Origin of the sequence: Mycobacterium gordonae, from assembly GCF_017086405.1 — a bacterium.
GTDB classification, from domain to species: domain Bacteria; phylum Actinomycetota; class Actinomycetes; order Mycobacteriales; family Mycobacteriaceae; genus Mycobacterium; species Mycobacterium gordonae_D.
In genome coordinates this window covers 677,067-695,729 of record NZ_CP070973.1, presented here as the reverse complement: position 1 = coordinate 695,729, position 18,663 = coordinate 677,067, and the positions used below count along the sequence as shown (strand labels likewise).

Here is an 18,663-nt window from a genome sequence, read left to right as displayed (position 1 = left end):
TTGCGACGAAGTCTCCGCGTGCGGACCGAGCGAAGCGTAGCAGCGGAGCCGGGGAAGTACGACATTCGCTGTGCCTCAACTAGTTTGAGCGCGAGTCTGGTGGCGATGCCTCACGTAGTTCGAGCGCGTGGCCCTAGCTTTCGCGCTGGTAGTCAAGGTTGACGTTGGCCAGGCTGACATGCAGCACACGGCATGTCACAGCATGTGGCACAAGGGATTCGGTCCTTTGATCAGCGATGAAGCGAGCCACGCTCACTTCGTCGCCTCCCTCATCAACAGGACCACTGATCCCGTGAGGACATCACGCTCCATCCGCAGCTCGGCGTTCTCCGCCCGCAAACGCTTCAGCTCGGCCAGATCGTCCTTGGACAACTCCCCACGGCCCCATACTGCATTTACCCACCCACTGGTCCTGGACACTGGCCTGAATCACCCTGTGGCACAACACCATCGGCCGCCGATCCAAGGCATGAAGCACCGACCACCCGCCCCGACAACCAGGACCCAGCAAGGAAAAGCTGGACAGACCAGCGGTCCTGTTGCGCAGGAGAACCCTTGTGCGCCAACACACAGACCTCAAAAGGAATCACTTACAGATCCCTTCCTGACACCTCCGGAGGCGTTTGTGAAGGACCCGACCCGATCTATTGTCAGCCCTTATCCTGAGCGTTAGGCGTTGTTTCCGGGGCTTCCCGGGATACCTGCGTCACCTGGCAAGCCCGATGGGCCAAAGGATCCCGCTGTGCCCCCGTCCGGGTTGGCGCCACCGTTTCCACCCGTTCCAGGCTGCCCGCCGGCACCGGGACTGCCACCGTCGCCCCCGACGCCACCATTCGGGCCGCCATCCCCTCCGTCGCCACCATTGCCTCCATTTCCGCCTGCGCTACCGCTTCCCCCATCGCCACCGACGGCAGCGAAGCCGAGCCCGGCACCTCCTGCGCCGCCGCTATTACCACTACCTCCCGCACCGCCAGGCCCGCCCGTGCCGCCACTACCGCCAGCACCGGCCAAGGTGAAACCGCCTAACCCGCCGGTGCCGCCATGGCCGCCAGCTCCGGCAGTCCCACCACCGCCGCCGTTGCCGCCGGAATTGAGGCCCGTCGCCGAGCCACCGAACGCGCCTGAACCGGCGCTGCCCCCGTCGCCACCGCGACCGGCAGCTCCGCCTAATCCGCCTGTCCCACTCGTCGACCCACCACCGGCGCCGCCGTTGCCTCCACCCCCCCCTGTACCACCGGAGCCCCCGTTGCCGCCAGCCCCCCCATCGAAGGCGAGTGCGCCCGTCCCCGGACCGCCGGACCCGCCGTTTCCGGCGTCACCGCCGGATCCGCCAGCCCCGCCGGCGCCAGCAGCGCCGCTATCTGAGAAACCGCCAGCGCCACCCATGCCGCCCGTACCGCCGCCTCCGCCATTACCCCCGCCTCCCCCAGCGAGACTGGCCGCGGTCCCGGGGCCGCCCTGACCGCCGGACCCGGCAGCACCGCCATTGCCGCCCTGGCCACCGGCTCCGCCGGTACCCGACTTCGCTGCCCCGAACACTCCACTTACGCCGCCCACGCCCCCGGCACCACCAGCGCCACCCGAGCCAGCATTTCCGCCCTCGCCGCCGTCACCACCGATTTGCGCCACCTGCCCAGAGCCGCCCCCGTCCCCGCCGATGCCACCGGTGCCACCCTTGCCGGCGGCACCGCCGGCACCGCCCTCGCCGGCCACTCCGGTCCCTGATGCACCCCCCTGCCCGCCGGCTCCGCCAGCACCTCCGGCCTTGGCGTCTCCCCCGTCGCCGCCGGCACTATTGATGCCACCGGCGACTGAACTCATAGCGCCGTCACCGCCGGCGCCGGCCATCCCCGCGGCACCGCCAGCACCGCCGGCACCACCTGTGCCACCGTCGCCGGCCTTAGAAGACCCTCCGACACCTCCGATTCCACCCTTGCCGCCACTACCACCGGCCCCGCCGTCCGCCCCGGCGACGGACGTCACACCATCAGCGCCTGGACCACCGGCTCCTCCTCTACCGCTACTGCCGCCGATGCCGCCGGCTCCTCCTGTGCCGCCGTTGCCGAAGGTCGACTCGCCGCCGGCACCTCCGGCGCCCCCGTCGCCACCCGTGGCACCGCCTCCTCCAGTACCGCTGGAACCATTGATCGCGCCGAAACTGCCCGCTGCGCCCGCGCCGCCACTCCCAGCGGCACCGCCGGCCCCGCCCGATCCGCCCACACCGCCGTTACCTGCCTTGGACGATCCACCGGCGCCTCCGGTACCGCCAGCCCCACCCGCGCCAGCAAAGCCGCCGACCCCGCCATCGCCGCCGGTGCCGCTAACTTTCGTCGAAACGCCGTCACCTCCAGCTCCGCCGCTGCCTCCGAGGCCGCCGGCACCAGCCGAACCTCCTGCCCCGCCAACACCGTTCGTCGTCGGGCCGCCAATCCCACCGTTGCCGCCAGTCCCGCCCTTGCCGCCGAACCCGCCGTTTCCGCCATCGCCGCCGTTGAACGCGGGAGCACCTTCCGCACCGAGCCCTCCCACTCCACCATTTCCGCCACCGCCGCCCACGCCCCCGGCTCCGCCGTCACCGGAGATCGAGCCTCCGGCACCGCCATTGCCACCCGAGCCACCGGCACCGCCGTTCAGACCTTTGCTGCCGGACTCGCCGGGTAGTTCGCCATTGGAACCGGACCTACCGAACGCCCCGCTACCGCCGGCGCCCCCGGCGCCGCCGTCGCCCACCGCACCGCCGCTGCCGCCCGCACCACCATCTCCACCGCGCGCATCCGGAATGATGGCGTTAAAGCCAGCGCCACCAGCCCCACCGTTGCCACCGCTTGTCACCGGAGCACCCACAGCCCCGGTTGCTCCATTCGTCGATCCGAGTCCTCCGGCACCGCCCAGTCCAGCTACTCCGGGGTCACCGCCGTTACCTCCCCGCAAGCCATTGGGACTGCTGCTAACACCTGGCGCACCAGCACCTCCGTCGCCGGCGATTCCGCCACTACCTCCCTGCCCGCCGGCCCCTCCGGCTCCCACTGCACCGCCTGCACCCAACAATCCGCTTGCCCCACCGGGCCCACCGTTTCCGCCTATCCCACCGACACCGCCACCACCGCCGTTACCACCATCACCACCGACAGTGCCGCCAATAGTTCCATCCACGCCGTCCGCTCCAATGCCCCGACACCACCGGTCCCTCCAACCCCTCCAGCCCCTCCAATACCCCCCGCGCCGATCACCAATCCGCCTCGGCCACCGGAGCCACCCTTGCCACCCGGATTGCCCCCGGCGCCAACACCACCTGCCTCACCCGCCATGCTCGCATCCGTACCAGCGAGCCCCGCGGTGCCGGTGCCGCCGACGCCGCCAACACCACCGTTGCCGAATACCACCGCGTTACCGCCCGCGCCGCCTGTACCGCCACCGACACCACCGACGCCGCCCACTCCGCCATTCCCATATATCCAGCCACCAGCCCCGCCGGCACCTCCCAATCCACCAGGGCCGCCCATGCCCCCTGTACCCCCGGCACCAAAAATGCCTGCCGCTCCTCCTTCACCACCGGTAGCCCCCGCCGCAGTGCTGTTTCCCCCCGCTCCACCATTACCGAACAGCAACCCCCCAGCCCCGCCGGGCTGCCCCACGGGGCCGCTGAGACCTGCCGCTCCATCGCCGATCAGCGGCCGACCCAGCAATGCCTGCGTCGGCGCGTTGATTACCCCCAACACCGCCTGCTCCGCGGCCTGCAACGGAGACACGCTGGCGGCATCCGCCACCGCATAGGAAACCGCACCCGCCTTCAGCGCTTGCACGAACTCGGCGTGGAACGCGGCTGTCCGCGCGCTCGCCGCCAGGAACTCCTGCCCATGTGCCGCAAATAACGCGGCTACAGCTGCCGACACCTCATCGCTGGCAGCAACCTCGATCACAGTGGTCGAAACTGAGGCCAACGAATGCGCGGCGCCCATCACTCGACCAACCTCGGCCAAGTCCGACGCTGCCGCCGCCAACAATTCGGGAACGACTACAACCGACATCACAAACCTCCGATTAGCCAATTCGGAATGCATCTCAAGATCGCTGCGAGTATGCGGCGATCGGCCACGAGAACTACCGTAAAAATTTCCGCAATGCAACTTTTTGACGGCCTCATTTATTTTGAGCGCGTAGCCGGTTAGCGGTGCCTCACAAATTATGAGCGCGTGGCCGGTAGGGTTCGCATGAGGGGCAAGATCGATATGGCCGCGAGTTGCGCCCCATCTACACTATCAATTGCAAAGAGGCTGTTAGAGGCCGCGACGCAGCGCCCACTCTCAATCCATTCCACATGTTCTTGAAATGCAATTCTAAAACGCGGCGACGCGACTCGCCAACGGATGCCGTAGCGCTTCGCCCAGATCACCAAAAACATGTTTGTAGAAACGCGTTTGTTGTGCCGGCTGACGCTGGTACGCTTCGCCCGGTCCGTACGCGACAGACTTTAAATTTCGCGACGCTAATTCGTTGTTTTCGAGGGGAGTCGGCCATGGCGTTCGTCATCGCACAACCCGAGCTGATGGGTACCGCAGTAGGCCGCTTGAGCAGCATCGGCTCGTTGCTCCATGCCGCCAATGCGGCGGCGGCGGCTCCGACCACCGATCTGCTGGCGGCGGGCGCCGACGAAATCTCGGCGGCCATCGCGACGCTCTTCTCCGGGCACGCCCAGGCATATCAGGCCGTGAGCGCCCAAGCGCTGGGGTTTCAGGAGCATTTCGCACGGACCATTGCCACCGGCGCAAGCGCGTACGCGGCTGCCGAGGCCGCCAACGTGTCGCCGCTTGACATGCTGCTTGACGTAGTCAACGCCCCGGCCGAGGCGATGATGGGACGCCCATTGATCGGCAACGGAGCCGATGGCGCGCCGGGTACCGGGCAGGGCGGCGGTGCCGGCGGAATGCTATTTGGCAACGGCGGCAACGGTGGATCCGGTGCGAGCGGCCAGGCTGGCGGGGCTGGCGGCGCGGGGGGCTTCATCGGCAACGGCGGTAACGGCGGAGTCGGCGGCACCGGCGCCGCTGGGGGACGGGGCGGCAATGCCGGAGTTCTTGGCTTTGGCGGCAACGGCGGGATGGGCGGAACCGCATCGCTTTTCGGTATCGCCGGGGCCGGCGGCGATGGCGGTGACGCGGGGTGGTTCGGCAACGGCGGGATCGGCGGTAGCGGCGGGACGGGGTGGGCAGGACCGGGCGCACCGAACCCCAACCTGCCGGACCCGGTGGCTCCGGCCACCAAGGGCGCCAATGGCAGTGCCGATCCTGTGGTTTCTCCATTTCTCAACGGTGGCAACGGAGCCAACGGCGCCCCCGGCGGGCAGGCCGGCGGAGCAGGTGGCGACGGTGGGACCATTATCGCGTCGGATCTTGCTGATCCGCTCACGTTCACCAGCGGCAACGGTGGCACAGGCGGTTACGGTGGATTCGGAGCCCCCGGCGGTAACGGCGGCGACGGCGGGAACGCCATCATGAATGCCCCCGTCATTTTGGTCGGCGAGTTCGCCGACATCACAGGTGGGAGCGGTGGTGCGGGCGGCCTCGGCGGTCTGGGCGCTGCCGGCGGGGCCGGCGGTGACGGCGGTGACGCGTTTGTCAACAATGGCGCCGCGAACGGGTCCGCAGCGGGCGGCAACGGCGGGGCCGGCGGCGACGCGATCGGAGGCGGCGGCCCAGGTGGTCCCGGCGGCAACGGGGGCGACGCCCTTGGGTTGGCCCCCAGCACCGGTGGTGCGGGTGGTAGCGGCGGCAACGGCAGCTCAGGATTCCCGACGATCGACGGCTACGGCGGCGAAGGCGGCCGTGGCGGCAATGGTGGTCGCGGCGGGATGGTCTTCGGCAACGGCGGAGCCGGCGGTGTCGGCGGTGTCGGCGGCGCCGGTGGCGCCGGCGTGGCGGGCAGCAATGGTGGTATCGGCGGTATTGGCGGTACCGGTTTCACGAACGCCACCGCGGGAGGCGACGGCGGACAAGGTGGGGGCGGCGGAGCCGGCACGTTGGGCTTTCTGGGCGGCAACGGCGGAGCCGGTGGAAATGGCGGCGGCACGGGTCTGTTCGGCGCCATCGGTGACGGCGGTGCCGGGGGCGCCGGCGGGGCCGGCGGGGCGGGCGGGGCGGGCGGGGCGGGCGGTGGAGGCGGGGCCGGAGGCAACGCCACTCTGGCCAGCCAAACGGGGACGGGTGGCCTCGGCGGTGCAGGCGGAGCCGGTGGCGTGGGCGGCGGAGGGGGCCAAGGCGGGTCAGGTGGGTCGGGTCAGATCACCGGTGCTACCGGCGCCAAGGGCGCGAAGGGTATTACCGGCGCCACCGGGGCTACCGGCGCGAACGGTGCGAACGGCGTAACGATCTGACTTGACTCGGAGAGCCAAACCGACAAATCAATACCTGGATATTTGCAATCTCACGAGTGATGAGGGAGATCGGGCATGTCTTACGTGGTCACACAACCTGCCACGATGATGGCGTTCGTCGGTGATCTGGCAGGCATTGGCTCGGTGATCGAGGAGGCCAATGTAACTGCGGCGACTCAGACTACAGGTATTTTGGCCGCCGGCGCCGACGAGATCTCCTCAGCGATTGCGGCGATGTTCTCCCACCACGCACAGTCCTATCAAACCGTCAGTTCCCAGGCGGTCGGCTTCCACAAACAGCTTGTCAACCTGCTAAGTGCCAATAGCGCTGCCTATGCAAGCGCTGAGGCATTCAACTTCAACGCTTTGTACTTCGGCCTCAGTCCCCTGGACCTGCTCAATGCACCGTTCGAGGCGTTGGCTGGCCGGCCGCTGATCGGAAACGGTGAAAACGGACTTCCCGGAACGGGACAGGGCGGCGGTGCGGGTGGTCTGCTAATGGGCAATGGTGGTAATGGCGGCTCCGGCGCGGCAGGCCAGTCTGGCGGCGCCGGGGGCGCGGCAGGACTTTTCGGGAACGGCGGCAACGGTGGTGCCGGGGGGCTCGGTGCCGACGGGGGCGCCGGCGGACAGTCAGGCTGGCTCTTCGGGTCAGGCGGGCAAGGCGGCAGCGGTGGTAACGCCGTCGCCGCGACCCGTACGACGCCCGCCATCGCAGCCGGCAATGGCGGCGCCGGCGGCAACGCCGGCTGGTTCGGTGACGGCGGGAACGGCGGGTCGGGCGGACTTGGAGCAACCGGCACAGCTTTCGGTCCCACGCTAGCCAACCCGGTCCACCCGGCGACCAATGGCGCCAACGGCGGGCTTCTCCCGTCCGGCATAGCGGCTAGTTCGGGTTTTGACGGCTTTGGCGGCACGACGCGGGGCCAGGCCGGCGGCGCCGGCGGGGACGGTGGAGCGGTGCCGAACGTCATTACCAGTTTCGGCCTACCTAACGACGTGGTGGCCGGCGATGGCGGTAACGGCGGCGACGGCGGTCCTAATGCGCCGGGCGGCAACGGCGGCTACGGCGGCGAGGCCGGAATCCTCTTCGCACAGTCGAATAGCAATGTCTACGGTGGTGACGGCGGCAGCGGCGGCAGGGGTGGCTCGGGTGCGCCCGGCGGGGCGGGCGGCAACGGAGGTGATGCAACCCGGAGCGACCAGCCTGGTACCGGCGAAAGCGGCGTGGGCTTGGCCGGCGCCGGCGGTCAAGGTGGCGACGGCGGCGCAGACGGCGGCGATGGTGGCTCCGGCGGTCGAGGCGGCGACAGTTTCGCACCCGACTTGGCCCCTCTTCCGCTTAGCTCCGGTGGGACCGGCGGCGATGGCGGCAACGGTGGCGCGGGCGTGACCGCCGGTAACGGCAGCCAGGGCGGGACCGGTGGCGACGGGGGGCACGCCGGACTCTGGTACGGCAACGGTGGCGCCGGCGGCGCGGGCGGCTTCGGGGGCGATGGTGGCGTTGGCGGGCAGGGCGGTAGCGGAGGCGTCGCAGGCGGTGGTGGTAATGCCGGCACATGGGATGTCGGTTCATTCGGTCAAGGCGGCGGTAACGGCGGCGAGGGCGGCCACGGTGGGGCCGGCGGTGCCGGCGGCGTGGGCGGTGACGGCGGGGCCGGTGGGGCCGGTGGTGGACGTGGGCTCTTCGGCGGCCAAACCGGTGCCGGGGGCGATGGCGGCAACGCCGGCAACGGCGGTACGGGCGGGATTGGCGGCCGCGGCGGCAATGGCGGCGATGGCGGCGACGCGTATGGCATTGGCCTTGGCTCCGCCGGCAACGGCGGCTCGGGAGGAGATGGCGGTGCTGGCGGATCGGGCGGCGTCGCGGGGAAGGCTGGGGTTGGTGGAACCGGGTTCACTGCCGGAGCCACCGGCCTTGCCGGAAACCCGGGCGCAATAGGCTCCAAAGGTGTCGACGGTAAAGCGGGCAACGTAGGGACGAAGGGGCCTTGACCCCGTGTGTTGGATACGCTCAATCTCAGGAATGCCCTGGGGGAAGCGAGATGATTTCACCCGATGGCGAAGAAAACTCATCCAGACGAGTTGGAGCGTGACGCGGTCGTGCTCTACCGTGACTCCGAGGGCGCGACGCTGACGGCGATCGCCGCTGAGTTAGGCATCAGGGATCGTGACACTGGCGGCGTGGCGCAAGGCCGCGGGTGTGGCGATGCCCCACCTTGAACCCGCATCAGCAACCGCTGAGCGCTGTCCCGGCTTCGAGACACCCGAGCAGCAGCTGGCCCGGTTGCGGGCCGAGAGCAAGGCACTGCGCGCCGCGCAGACCAAACCGGCTCTTCCGGATTCGAGTGCATCGATCCGTTGGGCGATGTTGCCGCAGCGCAGCAGTGAGCGGATTCGGTAGTGGGTGAGGTTTCGGAATCTCCGGGGCGATGCGCCGTAGTGCTTCCAGCCGTCCGTTGATGGCTTCGGTGGGGCCGTTGGGGGCGTGGTGGTCGAAGTAGGCCACGTCGGCGCGGCGGCGCCATCGCGTGCGGCCGAGTTGGGCCAGTTCTTCGAGTGCGTCTGGGACTTCGCGGCGCAGGGCCGTGATGATGACGGCCATCATGGTCTTGCCGCGGCGTCGGTTGGGGGTGTGCGTAGGCGGCGATCAGCTCTGGTAGAAGCCCCAGCAGATCTCGACCGCGATATAGCTCTCATCTGCGAAAACAGCTTCCAGCCTGGCTTTTTGGCGAGTGCTGAGCAACGGGAGCCGCGGCCACGCTGTCCAACTGGCGCCGCGCTTATGGTGGCATGGACACCGACGCCGCCAAAGAGCTACGTGAGCTCCGTGAGCAGAACCCCCGATTGAAGAGGCTGCTGGCTGAGGCCGAACAGGAGAAGGACGCGCTGCGGGAGGTCGCGAAGGACGCTCCTATAGATGTCAAGTGCTGAGTTTGGCGTAGTCGGCGCGGAGTGAGTGGAAGATTTCGCGGGCCAGTAGCGCTTTTTGCAGCGGATGATTTCGGGCATGGACAGACCTTCGGTGGTGCGGCGGCCGGCGTAGGCCCGGCTGCGGGGGTCGTAGCGCAGTCGCACGACGGTGGCGATGTGCAGCGCGCTGTTGCTGGCGCGGTCGCCGCCGCGGTGTAGTCGGTGGCGGTGGGTTTTGCCCGACGACGCCGGAATTGGGGCGACGCCGCACAGGTGGGCAAATGCGGCTTCGCTGCGCAGCCTGTCTGGGTTATCACCGATGGTGACCAGCAGCGCCGACACGGTCTCTGGGCCGAGGCCGAATATCGCGGTGGTGGCCAGCGCGGCGGTCCGGGTGAGGTCGTCCAGTTGCTCTCGTAGGGAACGTGTTTCGGTGCCGAGATGCTAAGCCCTTTGGCGATCGAACGTAGGGCTTGTTTGGCCGACTGGGCGGGGTCGAGGAGGTTGGTCGAGTCGGGCCGAAAACGTGCACAGGCGGCGACGAGCTGCGAAGAGGACAGAGAACGTAGCTGGGTGCGCAGTGGTTCGGGTGCGGTGATGACTATCGAGCGTAGGGTGTTGAGGGCGGCGGTGCGGGCTTTGACGGCGCCGTTGCGGGCGACGCGCAGCATCCGGATGGCTTCGATGGGGCCGTCGGCGAGCTTCGGCGCTCCGCTTGCTTTGCCTGCCAGTACGGTTCGTGCTGCTGCTTCAGCGTCGATCGGATCGCTCTTGCCGCGTTGGCGGCGGAGCCGTCGGTCAGGTCGGGGAACTCCGAGTACCTTGATGGACTGCTGGTGCAGGTAGCGGGCAAGCCCGGCCCCGTAGGCGCCGGTTCCTTCGACACCGACCTGGCCGGGCTTCCCCTTCCACCGCATCCATGTGAGGATCGATGCGTAACCTGTTGGTGTCTCTGAGAATTCGGCGTCGGCGATCAGCCAGCCGTTGCGGTCGATGACCGCGGCGTGATGGGTGGCGCAGTGTGTGTCCACGCCGCCGATGACGAGTCGTTTGCTGCCGGCCATGTGCGCGGTAGTCCCTTTCCGTTGGTCCGGCCGTACGAAAAGGGGTGGACAGGCCAGTGATGGGCCGGGGGCGAGCACGCTCCTGACTTGTTGAATCGAGGACGGGCACCGCGAAGATCTTCGGTTTCGTAGTGTCCCGGGTGCCAGACGGCACTGGCTCGCACTGCTCCTTGCCGCCCGATGGGCTGGCTCATTGATAGCGTGCCGCCGCCGTCTGGCACCCGTGCGGTGTGGCTCGACAGAGGCATGCAAGTAGATCGACTTGAAGTCAGGCTGCCCACCGCGCACGTCCTGATCCAACGAATGCAAGGCCGGTAATCCGTGATTCTGATCGGCATCGATCCTCACAAGTCCACCCACACCGCAGTCGCAATTGACAATTCGGGCAACAAGATTGCTCAGCGCCGGTTTCCGGTCAACGCTGGAACCTTCCGGCAGCTGATGGCCTGGTGTCAGCAGTGGCCGCAGCGCCGATTTGCGGTAGAAGGAGCCGGCGGGTTGGGCCGCGGCATCGCCCAGCAGCTCACGGCTTCCGGTGAGCACGTCCTCGATGTCCCCTCCACGCTGTCGGCACGCGCCCGGCTCCTGGCCACCGGCGGAAACCGCAAGAACGACGCCGCCGACGCCCTTCACGTCGCTCAAGTCGCGTTGTTTCGACCAGACCTGCGACAGGTCTGCCGCGAAGACCAAAACACGATCCTGCGCTTGCTCACCGAACGACGCGATGACCTGGTCAGCGAGCGCACCCGTGTGCTCAATCGGCTCCACGTTCTGCTGCGCGACCTGGTGGCAGGAGGAGCACCCACAGACCTGTCCGCGGACAAGGCCGCCGACACCCTCAAACGACTGCGACCCGCCACCGCAACCGACTGCTGCCGACGCGACCTCGCCCGCGACCTCATCACCGATCTGCGCCGCCTCGACCGCGCGATCAAGGACAACGAATCGCAAATGCGCGACGCCGTAGATGCCTCTCAAACCACACTCACCGAGCTGCCCGGAATCGGGATTGTCTTGGCCGCCAAAATCCTTGGCCACGTCGCAAACATCGACAGGTTTCCCACCGAGCATCACTTCGCCAGCTACACCGGCAGCGCCCCACTCGAGGCGTCTAGTGGCAACACCGTCCGCCATCGACTCAACACCGGCGGCAACCGCGCCCTCAATAGCGTGCTGCACATCATCGCCACCTGCCAGATCCGCGACCCCGGAATCGGACAGGACTACTACCGGCGCAAGATCTCGGAAGGAAAGACACCCGCTGAAGGACGCCGCGCCCTCAAACGCAGGCTCTCCAACGCCGTCTACCGCACGCTCAAGCGTGACCAACGGAAACTCCTTCCCGAAGCCGCTTGACACACAGAGGCGCTATCAGGTCACACCGCTTCGCGCTGAAGCCCGAGTTCTCATGTGGTGGATGCCGCACCGAGGCTCGACAGGTCCTCACGAGAGGCACTCGATCGGCCAGGAAATTTCGGGGTCAGATCCTCGGGCCGGCATCCGATAACCATCATCACTGGAAAATTCTGAGCCTGGCTGCCAAGCGCCGCGCCGTGGACCTGCTCAAGGACACCTTGGACATGTCGGAACGGTTGGCGTGCAGGGCCGTTCGGCTTGCCCGCGCCACCTACCGCCGCCTATCAGCGGTGCAGACCCCGGCCGATCCAGGCGCCGAAATGAGGGCCTGGATGCGCGCGTACGCCACCAAACACCGGTGCCATGTGTTTCCGCCTCGCGTGGCCGACGTTGCGCTACGACTCGGAACACGGCCTGATCGATGACGCCGCCATTCGTGGCGTTGATCAGCGCGAACGAGTGGGTGGCGGCGCGGGTATCGACTCCGATGACAATCGCATATCGCTCTGCGACGATGGGCATGGCGACGTGGATTCCTTCCAGTAGACGGCGTCGTTGGCGGCGTCAGCCCGGAAAGCGCACTTCGAAGCATGCCTGTAACGGGCCACAACTCGCGGCAACGAGTCGGGCAGCCAGGACGGCGACACCGATCCTGTCAGCCAGGACCGGGCCAGCCGCGAAAAGACTTACAGGCGACTCAGATTGTGCACTTTGCACCTTGACTGCCGCAGTTTGGGACGCTCCACCCTTGGATCACGCATAGAAGGCGACCATCATTGGACCGAATCGCCGGCCCGATGGGTTACCTCAATGGAGAACCAAGCCTGTTGAGCGCGAACGGTTTCGAATTTGCAGACGGCAGGAACCGATGCCTCCTCAAAGTAAGGGAATGCGTGCTTACTGTGACCCCCCAACCCATCTCGGCACCTGCCGCTATCCATGACCGGTTCAATAACCGCGCCCGCGGCATCGCCTTGGGCTCACCCGAGATTCGCCTGGCCCCCGGCTGCCGCGCTACCCACGGGGACAGACGTATGGCACTCACACCAAGTGGACGCAAGGCAGTGGCGCATGCTCTTGCGCCGCAATATGCTGGCGCGGACAAAGCAGGTAAGAGCCGGATTCTGGACGAATTGTGCGCTACCACCGGATGGCATCGCAGTCACGCGCGGAAGGCACTTACGATCGCGAGGCGGCCGGAATCGGCCGGATTTCGGCGGCCGCGGGCGCCTAAATACGGCCGAGAAGTCATTGCGGCACTCATCTTCTGCTGGGAGGTAATGGACAGACCGGCTAGCAAGCGACTGGCCCCTATGCTCCCAGAGCTGGTGCCTGTCCTGCGCCGATTCAACGAATTGAGGCTTGACGACGAAGCCGCGGCACTACTCACTGGTATATCTGCGGCCACCATCGACCGGCGCCTAGCACAGCAGCGGCAGGATCCTGAAGTTGAGAAGCGCAGACAAGCCACCCCGGCATTTCTCCACCATCATCATGTGTCAAATTGCGTTGAGCCAGGAGGCATAAGCTCAGGGCACGTTAGAGTTAACGCCGTACGCCATAGCTTCATCGACGGCACGAATGTCTTGACTTTGATCGTAATTGACACCGGCACCGGGTGGACCGAGAAGCGCAGCGTACTCGATGACAGTCTTTACCGGGTTCCGACTGTCCTGGACTGCATCGCAAATGTCCTGCCCTTCCCTATCCGTGGCATCGAAGCCGGTACCGGCACAGCATCCATCAGCTCTAATCTGCATGCCTGGTGTCGTAAGCGCGGAATCATTTTTACGGATAACCGATCCGACAGGACCGAAGCAGGAACTCTGGATTGGCCGCCTGCTGGCGCGGTGGACTGCCCCGGCGAGAGTCGAGACCGCAAAGTGGCGTTGCTCAACCAGACCTGGATCCTGCAATCGATGCTGATCAATTATTTCTACGCTCAGCGGAATGTTGTAGCGGTAACTGGGGTCCGGGCAACAGCGTCCAGAAAGCACGGTGTGGCCACGACTCCGTACCGTCGGGCGCTCAAGCAAAGTTGTATCACCGACGAGGACAAGGCGATACTGTCGGACAACTACCTGCGTATCAATCCCGCCGCCGTGCAGCGTCACATCATGGATCTGACCATGGAATTGCAATGTGCTGCACCAGGCGAGAACGCAGTGCGAAGCAATGCAGGACCTCAAGAGAAGGCGATTCACAAAGTCTCGTGCATACCCCACGACATTCCCATCGAGGGCTGAGTGCCTGACGAGAAGCGCTTTCAATCACCAATGACTGAGCAAGTCGTGCCGAATGTGTCGTCGATGGTATTGGGATGAGCGATCGGGTAATGCCCATTGAGTCTTCTACAAAAGTGACTCACCGAAGGAACGCCAAGCGATGACCCAGGGACCGTCTCCCGCAGTCTAAGACCTACTGCGCCGCCTGCGTGGGCCCACTGGCATCGACTTCAGACCCGAATAAGGCCGGCAAGCTAGACCACCCGGTCGCCTCGGCAGCGCAATTTAAAAAGCCTGAGAACCATTTTCGTGCACGTACCGATCGCCATCAAGATAAACACTTCTTACTGAAAGACTCGAGAAATGTCTCAGACCATGCGCATTTTCGCAGGCGGCAAGGTGCGCAAATGCTCGGCTCGGTGTCGATGTACCTGCGCGTCGCCGACTCAATCGTTGTGGCCGCTATGGCCCCCCGGGGGCGATGGATCGAGCTGGTGATACAAGGCCTCACAACTCGAGAGCGTCGAGGCTCCGAAGATTACGGCTGCACCAGGCCCAGCACCCGAGCAGTCAGCGCGACCTTCCTGGACTTACCCATCATCAATTGTTCCCCTCTCCGCCAGTGGACTCCGCTGCTGCGCGAGGAGGGTGCAGAAAATTTAGCAATCATCTTTATTGCCAGAGGATGCAGAAGTGTCAGCACCTACGGCCTACACCTGCGAAGGCATGCGCGCTACTGCAGCGCCTCGTGTCCACACGCCTACATCTCCAGACAATCACCGCCAACAGCCCGCCTGCCCCGCCCTGCTGGAACCATCCTCCACGTTCCCCGGGAATGACCTGTCGACCACCACGGGAGAGACCACAGTGACCCAAGGAGCCCCACGCAAGCCGCCGAGTGGCGCTCACCACCCCTGTCGGTCAGGACATCAGGATAGGAAACCAATCTGATCTGATCACTACGATCTGCGCCAAATTTTGATCAGCACTACTACAATAGTGATCATTCCAGATTTGAAGACGCTCGATTCTATACTCGAAGCCTATTCGGCATCAAGCTCCACCGGGCATCCAGGCGAGCTCTGCCATGATAACGGGATGATAACAGCGATTTTCAGTACGATCACGGAATCATGATGGCGAAGCCGTGCATATAGGCACTTGAACTGGACAGATGCAAGAGTTTGGCGACGAGACTTCAATGTCGGCAGCCGATCACGAATGCATAACATACCCGGACTTCGGTGTCAGGATTCAGGATAAATCAGAATGGCGTTCTGAAACGTCTACGCTTGTTATCCCGCTATTCCAATAAGTGTTGACAGACGCGGGTCATCATGGAAAGCTGGCCCCGCTCGCGAAATTTACCCCGTGGAGGATTCGGTATGTCTTTTGTTTCCGCAAATCCGGCAATTGTCCTGGCAGCGGCGATTGATCTCGGGGCAATCCGCTCAGCACTGAGCGCGGCGAACACGAGGGCGGCGGCTTCGACGACGAGGGTCTTGGGCGCCGCCGCCGATGAAGTGTCGACGGCCATCGCAACGTTGTTCGGCGACTATGCCCAGGAGTATCAGGCGCTGGATGTACATGTGGCGCGGTTTCACGAGCAGTTCGTACAGGCAATGCGCACGGGGGCGGTAAGTTACGCGGCCGCCGAGGCGACCAACATGTCACTCGTGCAGAGCGTGCAGAAAGCGGCGCTTGCAGTCGTGAGTCCGCTCGTCCGCGAACCGGACGCACAACCTGCGGCCGCCATCCTTGCCGGCAATCCTCAGCCGGAAGTTGGCATCGAGATTGCGACGCCGTCAGCCCAGCACGAAAGCATCGGGCAAGGCGGCACCGGCGGTGCTGCGCAAACCACTGAGACGGGGTCCGCGGCAGTCGATACCATCGCCGGCAAAGCCGCGAACGAGGCTGCCCGCGCTGGCGCCCTTTCAACCCCGACACCGGCTGCGCCAGCGTCGCCCGAGTCCACTCCCACGGCGGCACTACTCTCGGCCGCCGGCGACACCGACGTCACTGCGACGTACACGACCTCTTCACGCTGGGATGGTGGCTTCATTGCCAAGTACACGATCACCAACTCGGGCTCGACTCCGCTGACAGGCTGGCAACTCCAGTTCGAAATGCCCGCACATGAATCCATCACGAATCTCTGGAACGGACAACTTTCCCAGACTGGCACCCAATACACTGTCAACCCCGAGAGTTATAACAGCACCATTGCACCCGGCGGCTCGGTCACCGTCGGCTTCCAAGGCGCACATACCGAGGCATACTCGGCGCCTACCAACGTCCTGGTGAACGGACAGCCATCCGGCACCACCGGCGGGGGCACCACCGGCGGGGGCACCACCGGCGGGGGCACCACCGGCGGGGGCACCACCGGCGGGGGCAGCACCGGCGGGGGCACCACCGGCGGGGGCAGCACCGGCGGCGGCGGCACCGGCGGCGGAGAAACCGGCGGAGGCACCACCGGCGGCGGCACCGGCGGCGGAGAAACCGGCGGAGGCACCACCGGCGGCGGCACCGGCGGCGGAGAAACCGGCGGAGGCACCACCGGCGGCGGCACCGGCGGCGGAGAAACCGGCGGAGGCACCACCGGCGGCGGCACCGGCGGCGGAGAAACCGGCGGAGGCACCACCGGCGGCGGCACCGGCGGCGGAGAAACCGGCGGCGGCACCGGCGGCGGAGAAACCGGCGGAGGCACTACCGGCGGCGGCACCGGCGGCGGAGAAACCGGCGGCGGCACCGGCGGCGGAGAAACCGGCGGAGGCACTACCGGCGGCGGCACCGGCGGCGGAGAAACCGGAATTGCGGCGAACTACACCGCCACGTCACGTTGGGACAACGGGTTCGTGGCAAACTACACAATCACCAATTCGGGTACGACGGCGCTGACTAACTGGAAGGTCGAGTTTGACCTGCCAGCAAATACTTCCATCACCAGTGCTTGGAGCGGACAGCTCGCCCGGTCCGGCACTCACTACACCCTTACCGCGGCGGATTGGACGCGGACGATTGCACCGGGCGAGTCGGTCACAGTCGGGTTCCAGGCCGCCCACGACGGCGAATACTCACCGCCCACCAACGTTTTGATCAACGGAGAGCCGTCTGGCGGCGGCAGCACCGGCGGCGGTGAAACCGGCGGGGGCAGCACCGGCGGCGGCAGCACCGGCGGCGGCAGCACCGGCGGCGGGGAAACCGGCGGCGGCAGCACCGGCGGCGGGGAAACCGGCGGCGGCAGCACCGGCGGCGGCAGCACCGGCGGCGGCAGCACCGGCGGCGGCAGCACCGGCGGCGGGGAAACCGGCGGCGGCAGCACCGGCGGCGGGGAAACCGGCGGCGGCAGCACCGGCGGCGGCAGCACCGGCGGCGGGGAAACCGGCGGCGGCAGCACCGGCGGCGGCAGCACCGGCGGCGGCAGCACCGGCGGCGGCAGCACCGGCGGCGGCAGCACCGGGCTTTGGGGAGAGCCGGAGTTCTCACCGTATGTCGACCTGACGTTGTTCCCCCAGTTCGACTTCGCAGGGGCGGGCGCCAACGGGGACATCGACCATGTGATGCTCGGTTTCATTACCAGCAACTCACAAGGCCAGCCGGCCTGGGGAGGCTTCGACGCATACTCGATCGACGGGGGAAACCTGCGTTATCTGATCGACAACCAGATCGCCGCCATGCATACCGCAGGTATTGACGCCACCATCTCCTTCGGCGGGGCGGCGAATCAGGAACTTGCGCTGACCACGCCGAACGCCGAGGCGCTGGCGGCGAAGTACACATCAGTGATGGACGAATACGGAATCCGCAAGCTTGACTTCGACATTGAGGGTGCCGCTCAGGGTGACGTTGCGTCTTTGACGCGTCGCTCCCAGGCGATCGCCATGCTTCAAGCGGAGGGCAATAGTTCCGGTAGCCCCGTTGAAGTATCTTTCACCCTGCCCGTCCTGCCGACGGGTCTTACCCATGTCGGGATGGGTGTCGTCACGAACGCCATCGCGAATGGGGTGGATATCGCGCACGTCAACATAATGACCATGGACTATTTCGACCCGAGTCTGTCGTACGACGGCAAGATGGGCGACTACGCAATTCAGGCCGCGACCGCAGTCCACGATCAACTCGTGCCGCTATATCCGTCGAAGACGGACGCGGAGATCTGGGCGATGATTGATGTGACACCCATGATCGGTGTCAACGACAATCCGGTCGAAGTTTTCACACTCGCTGACGCACAAAAGCTGACTGATTTCGCCGAGACGAAGGGGCTGGGCGGAGTGCACATGTGGTCAGCGAACCGCGACTATCCCGGGCCGGTGGGCACCCTGACAAACACCAGCAGCGGGGTGCAACAAGAAGCTTGGGCCTTCTCACGCACCTTCAGCGAGTTCGACGATTAAACAGTCTCTCGCGTCCGGTAGCGTCGCATCCCGCGTCGCTACCGGACGCTAATGTCCCACCCATCACCTGTGTGACCGCCCAGTCGGCAGGACGGCGTCATACGGGGGTCTGAAAGCCACTCTGGTTGCGAACCTGGCCCGCAATAGCCCATCGGCGTTGGCAACCGCCGAGCGCTCATCGCGCTGGCGATGAACCGCCGCCCAACTGCCGCGCTTCCCGCTGTCTCAACGCCGTTGGGACAGCGTCAACTCCCTTCATCTTTCCTACCGAAACGGCGCCGAGTGAATTGGTTTAGGGTTAGCCATTTCGGCCGCAGTCTGACTAGTCCAGCGAC

Annotated in this window: 9 protein-coding genes and 3 pseudogenes; 9 read left to right on the top strand and 3 right to left on the bottom strand. The window is 66.1% G+C overall.

Going from position 1 to position 18,663, the window contains the following annotated elements; translation table 11 throughout:
- Positions 1 to 669 precede the first annotated feature (669 nt).
- Positions 670 to 4,028, bottom strand: a pseudogene (locus JX552_RS31750) (PE family protein).
- A gap of 488 nt (positions 4,029 to 4,516) precedes the next feature.
- Here JX552_RS31750 and JX552_RS02940 point away from each other — a divergent pair.
- From JX552_RS02940 to JX552_RS31730, 4 genes are all read left to right on the top strand, one after another.
- On the top strand, positions 4,517 to 6,370 hold the full coding sequence (locus tag JX552_RS02940) for a PE family protein (RefSeq protein ID WP_205876014.1): 1,854 nt from the start codon (positions 4,517 to 4,519) through the stop codon (positions 6,368 to 6,370).
- Between the two features lie 75 nt (positions 6,371 to 6,445).
- Positions 6,446 to 8,365 carry a PE family protein gene (locus JX552_RS33120; RefSeq protein ID WP_205876013.1) on the top strand — a complete coding sequence of 640 codons (1,920 nt, stop codon included), beginning with the start codon at positions 6,446 to 6,448 and terminating at the stop codon, positions 8,363 to 8,365.
- 63 nt (positions 8,366 to 8,428) lie between these two features.
- Positions 8,429 to 8,593 (top strand): hypothetical protein, encoded by a 165-nt coding sequence (locus tag JX552_RS02930; RefSeq protein WP_205876012.1) that lies wholly within the window; start codon positions 8,429 to 8,431, stop codon positions 8,591 to 8,593.
- Positions 8,580 to 8,774 carry a hypothetical protein gene (locus JX552_RS31730; RefSeq protein WP_241010860.1) on the top strand — a complete coding sequence of 65 codons (195 nt, stop codon included), beginning with the start codon at positions 8,580 to 8,582 and terminating at the stop codon, positions 8,772 to 8,774. The genes JX552_RS02930 and JX552_RS31730 overlap by 14 nt, the downstream gene beginning before the upstream one ends.
- Before the next feature lie 84 nt (positions 8,775 to 8,858).
- Here the strand turns inward: JX552_RS31730 and JX552_RS33900 are convergent.
- Positions 8,859 to 8,975, bottom strand: a pseudogene (locus JX552_RS33900) (hypothetical protein); the annotation flags it as partial.
- Positions 8,976 to 9,163: 188 nt separating this feature from the next.
- On the opposite strand from JX552_RS33900, the gene JX552_RS02920 reads away from it, so the two are divergent.
- Positions 9,164 to 9,304: a hypothetical protein gene (locus JX552_RS02920; protein ID WP_205876010.1), complete on the top strand. Its 141-nt coding sequence runs from the start codon at positions 9,164 to 9,166 to the stop codon at positions 9,302 to 9,304.
- Between the two features lie 45 nt (positions 9,305 to 9,349).
- Here the strand turns inward: JX552_RS02920 and JX552_RS33895 are convergent.
- Positions 9,350 to 10,347: pseudogene (locus JX552_RS33895) on the bottom strand (IS110 family transposase); the annotation flags it as partial.
- A gap of 321 nt (positions 10,348 to 10,668) precedes the next feature.
- Between JX552_RS33895 and JX552_RS02910 the strand changes: the two are divergent.
- The 4 genes from JX552_RS02910 to JX552_RS02895 all read left to right on the top strand — a co-directional run bounded on the left by JX552_RS02910 (position 10,669) and on the right by JX552_RS02895 (position 18,328).
- Positions 10,669 to 11,703 carry an IS110 family RNA-guided transposase gene (locus JX552_RS02910; protein ID WP_205876009.1) on the top strand — a complete coding sequence of 345 codons (1,035 nt, stop codon included), beginning with the start codon at positions 10,669 to 10,671 and terminating at the stop codon, positions 11,701 to 11,703.
- A 363-nt stretch (positions 11,704 to 12,066) separates the two neighbouring features.
- Positions 12,067 to 12,249, top strand: a complete 183-nt coding sequence (locus tag JX552_RS02905; RefSeq protein WP_205876008.1) for a hypothetical protein — start codon at positions 12,067 to 12,069, stop codon at positions 12,247 to 12,249.
- A 782-nt stretch (positions 12,250 to 13,031) separates the two neighbouring features.
- Positions 13,032 to 13,949, top strand: coding sequence for a hypothetical protein (locus JX552_RS02900; RefSeq protein WP_205876007.1), 918 nt, complete (start codon positions 13,032 to 13,034; stop codon positions 13,947 to 13,949).
- 1,364 nt (positions 13,950 to 15,313) lie between these two features.
- Complete coding sequence (locus JX552_RS02895; RefSeq protein ID WP_205876006.1) at positions 15,314 to 18,328, top strand: cellulose binding domain-containing protein; 3,015 nt, start codon at positions 15,314 to 15,316, stop codon at positions 18,326 to 18,328.
- Positions 18,329 to 18,663 lie beyond the last annotated feature (335 nt).

Coding starts and splice junctions, on each gene's coding strand:
- JX552_RS02895 (WP_205876006.1), top strand. CDS start 15,314: ATGTCTTTTGTTTCCGCAAATCCGGCAATTGTCCTGGCAGCGGCGATT.
- JX552_RS02920 (WP_205876010.1), top strand. CDS start 9,164: ATGGACACCGACGCCGCCAAAGAGCTACGTGAGCTCCGTGAGCAGAAC.
- JX552_RS02905 (WP_205876008.1), top strand. CDS start 12,067: ATGTGTTTCCGCCTCGCGTGGCCGACGTTGCGCTACGACTCGGAACAC.
- JX552_RS02940 (WP_205876014.1), top strand. CDS start 4,517: ATGGCGTTCGTCATCGCACAACCCGAGCTGATGGGTACCGCAGTAGGC.
- JX552_RS02930 (WP_205876012.1), top strand. CDS start 8,429: ATGGCGAAGAAAACTCATCCAGACGAGTTGGAGCGTGACGCGGTCGTG.
- JX552_RS31730 (WP_241010860.1), top strand. CDS start 8,580: ATGCCCCACCTTGAACCCGCATCAGCAACCGCTGAGCGCTGTCCCGGC.
- JX552_RS33120 (WP_205876013.1), top strand. CDS start 6,446: ATGTCTTACGTGGTCACACAACCTGCCACGATGATGGCGTTCGTCGGT.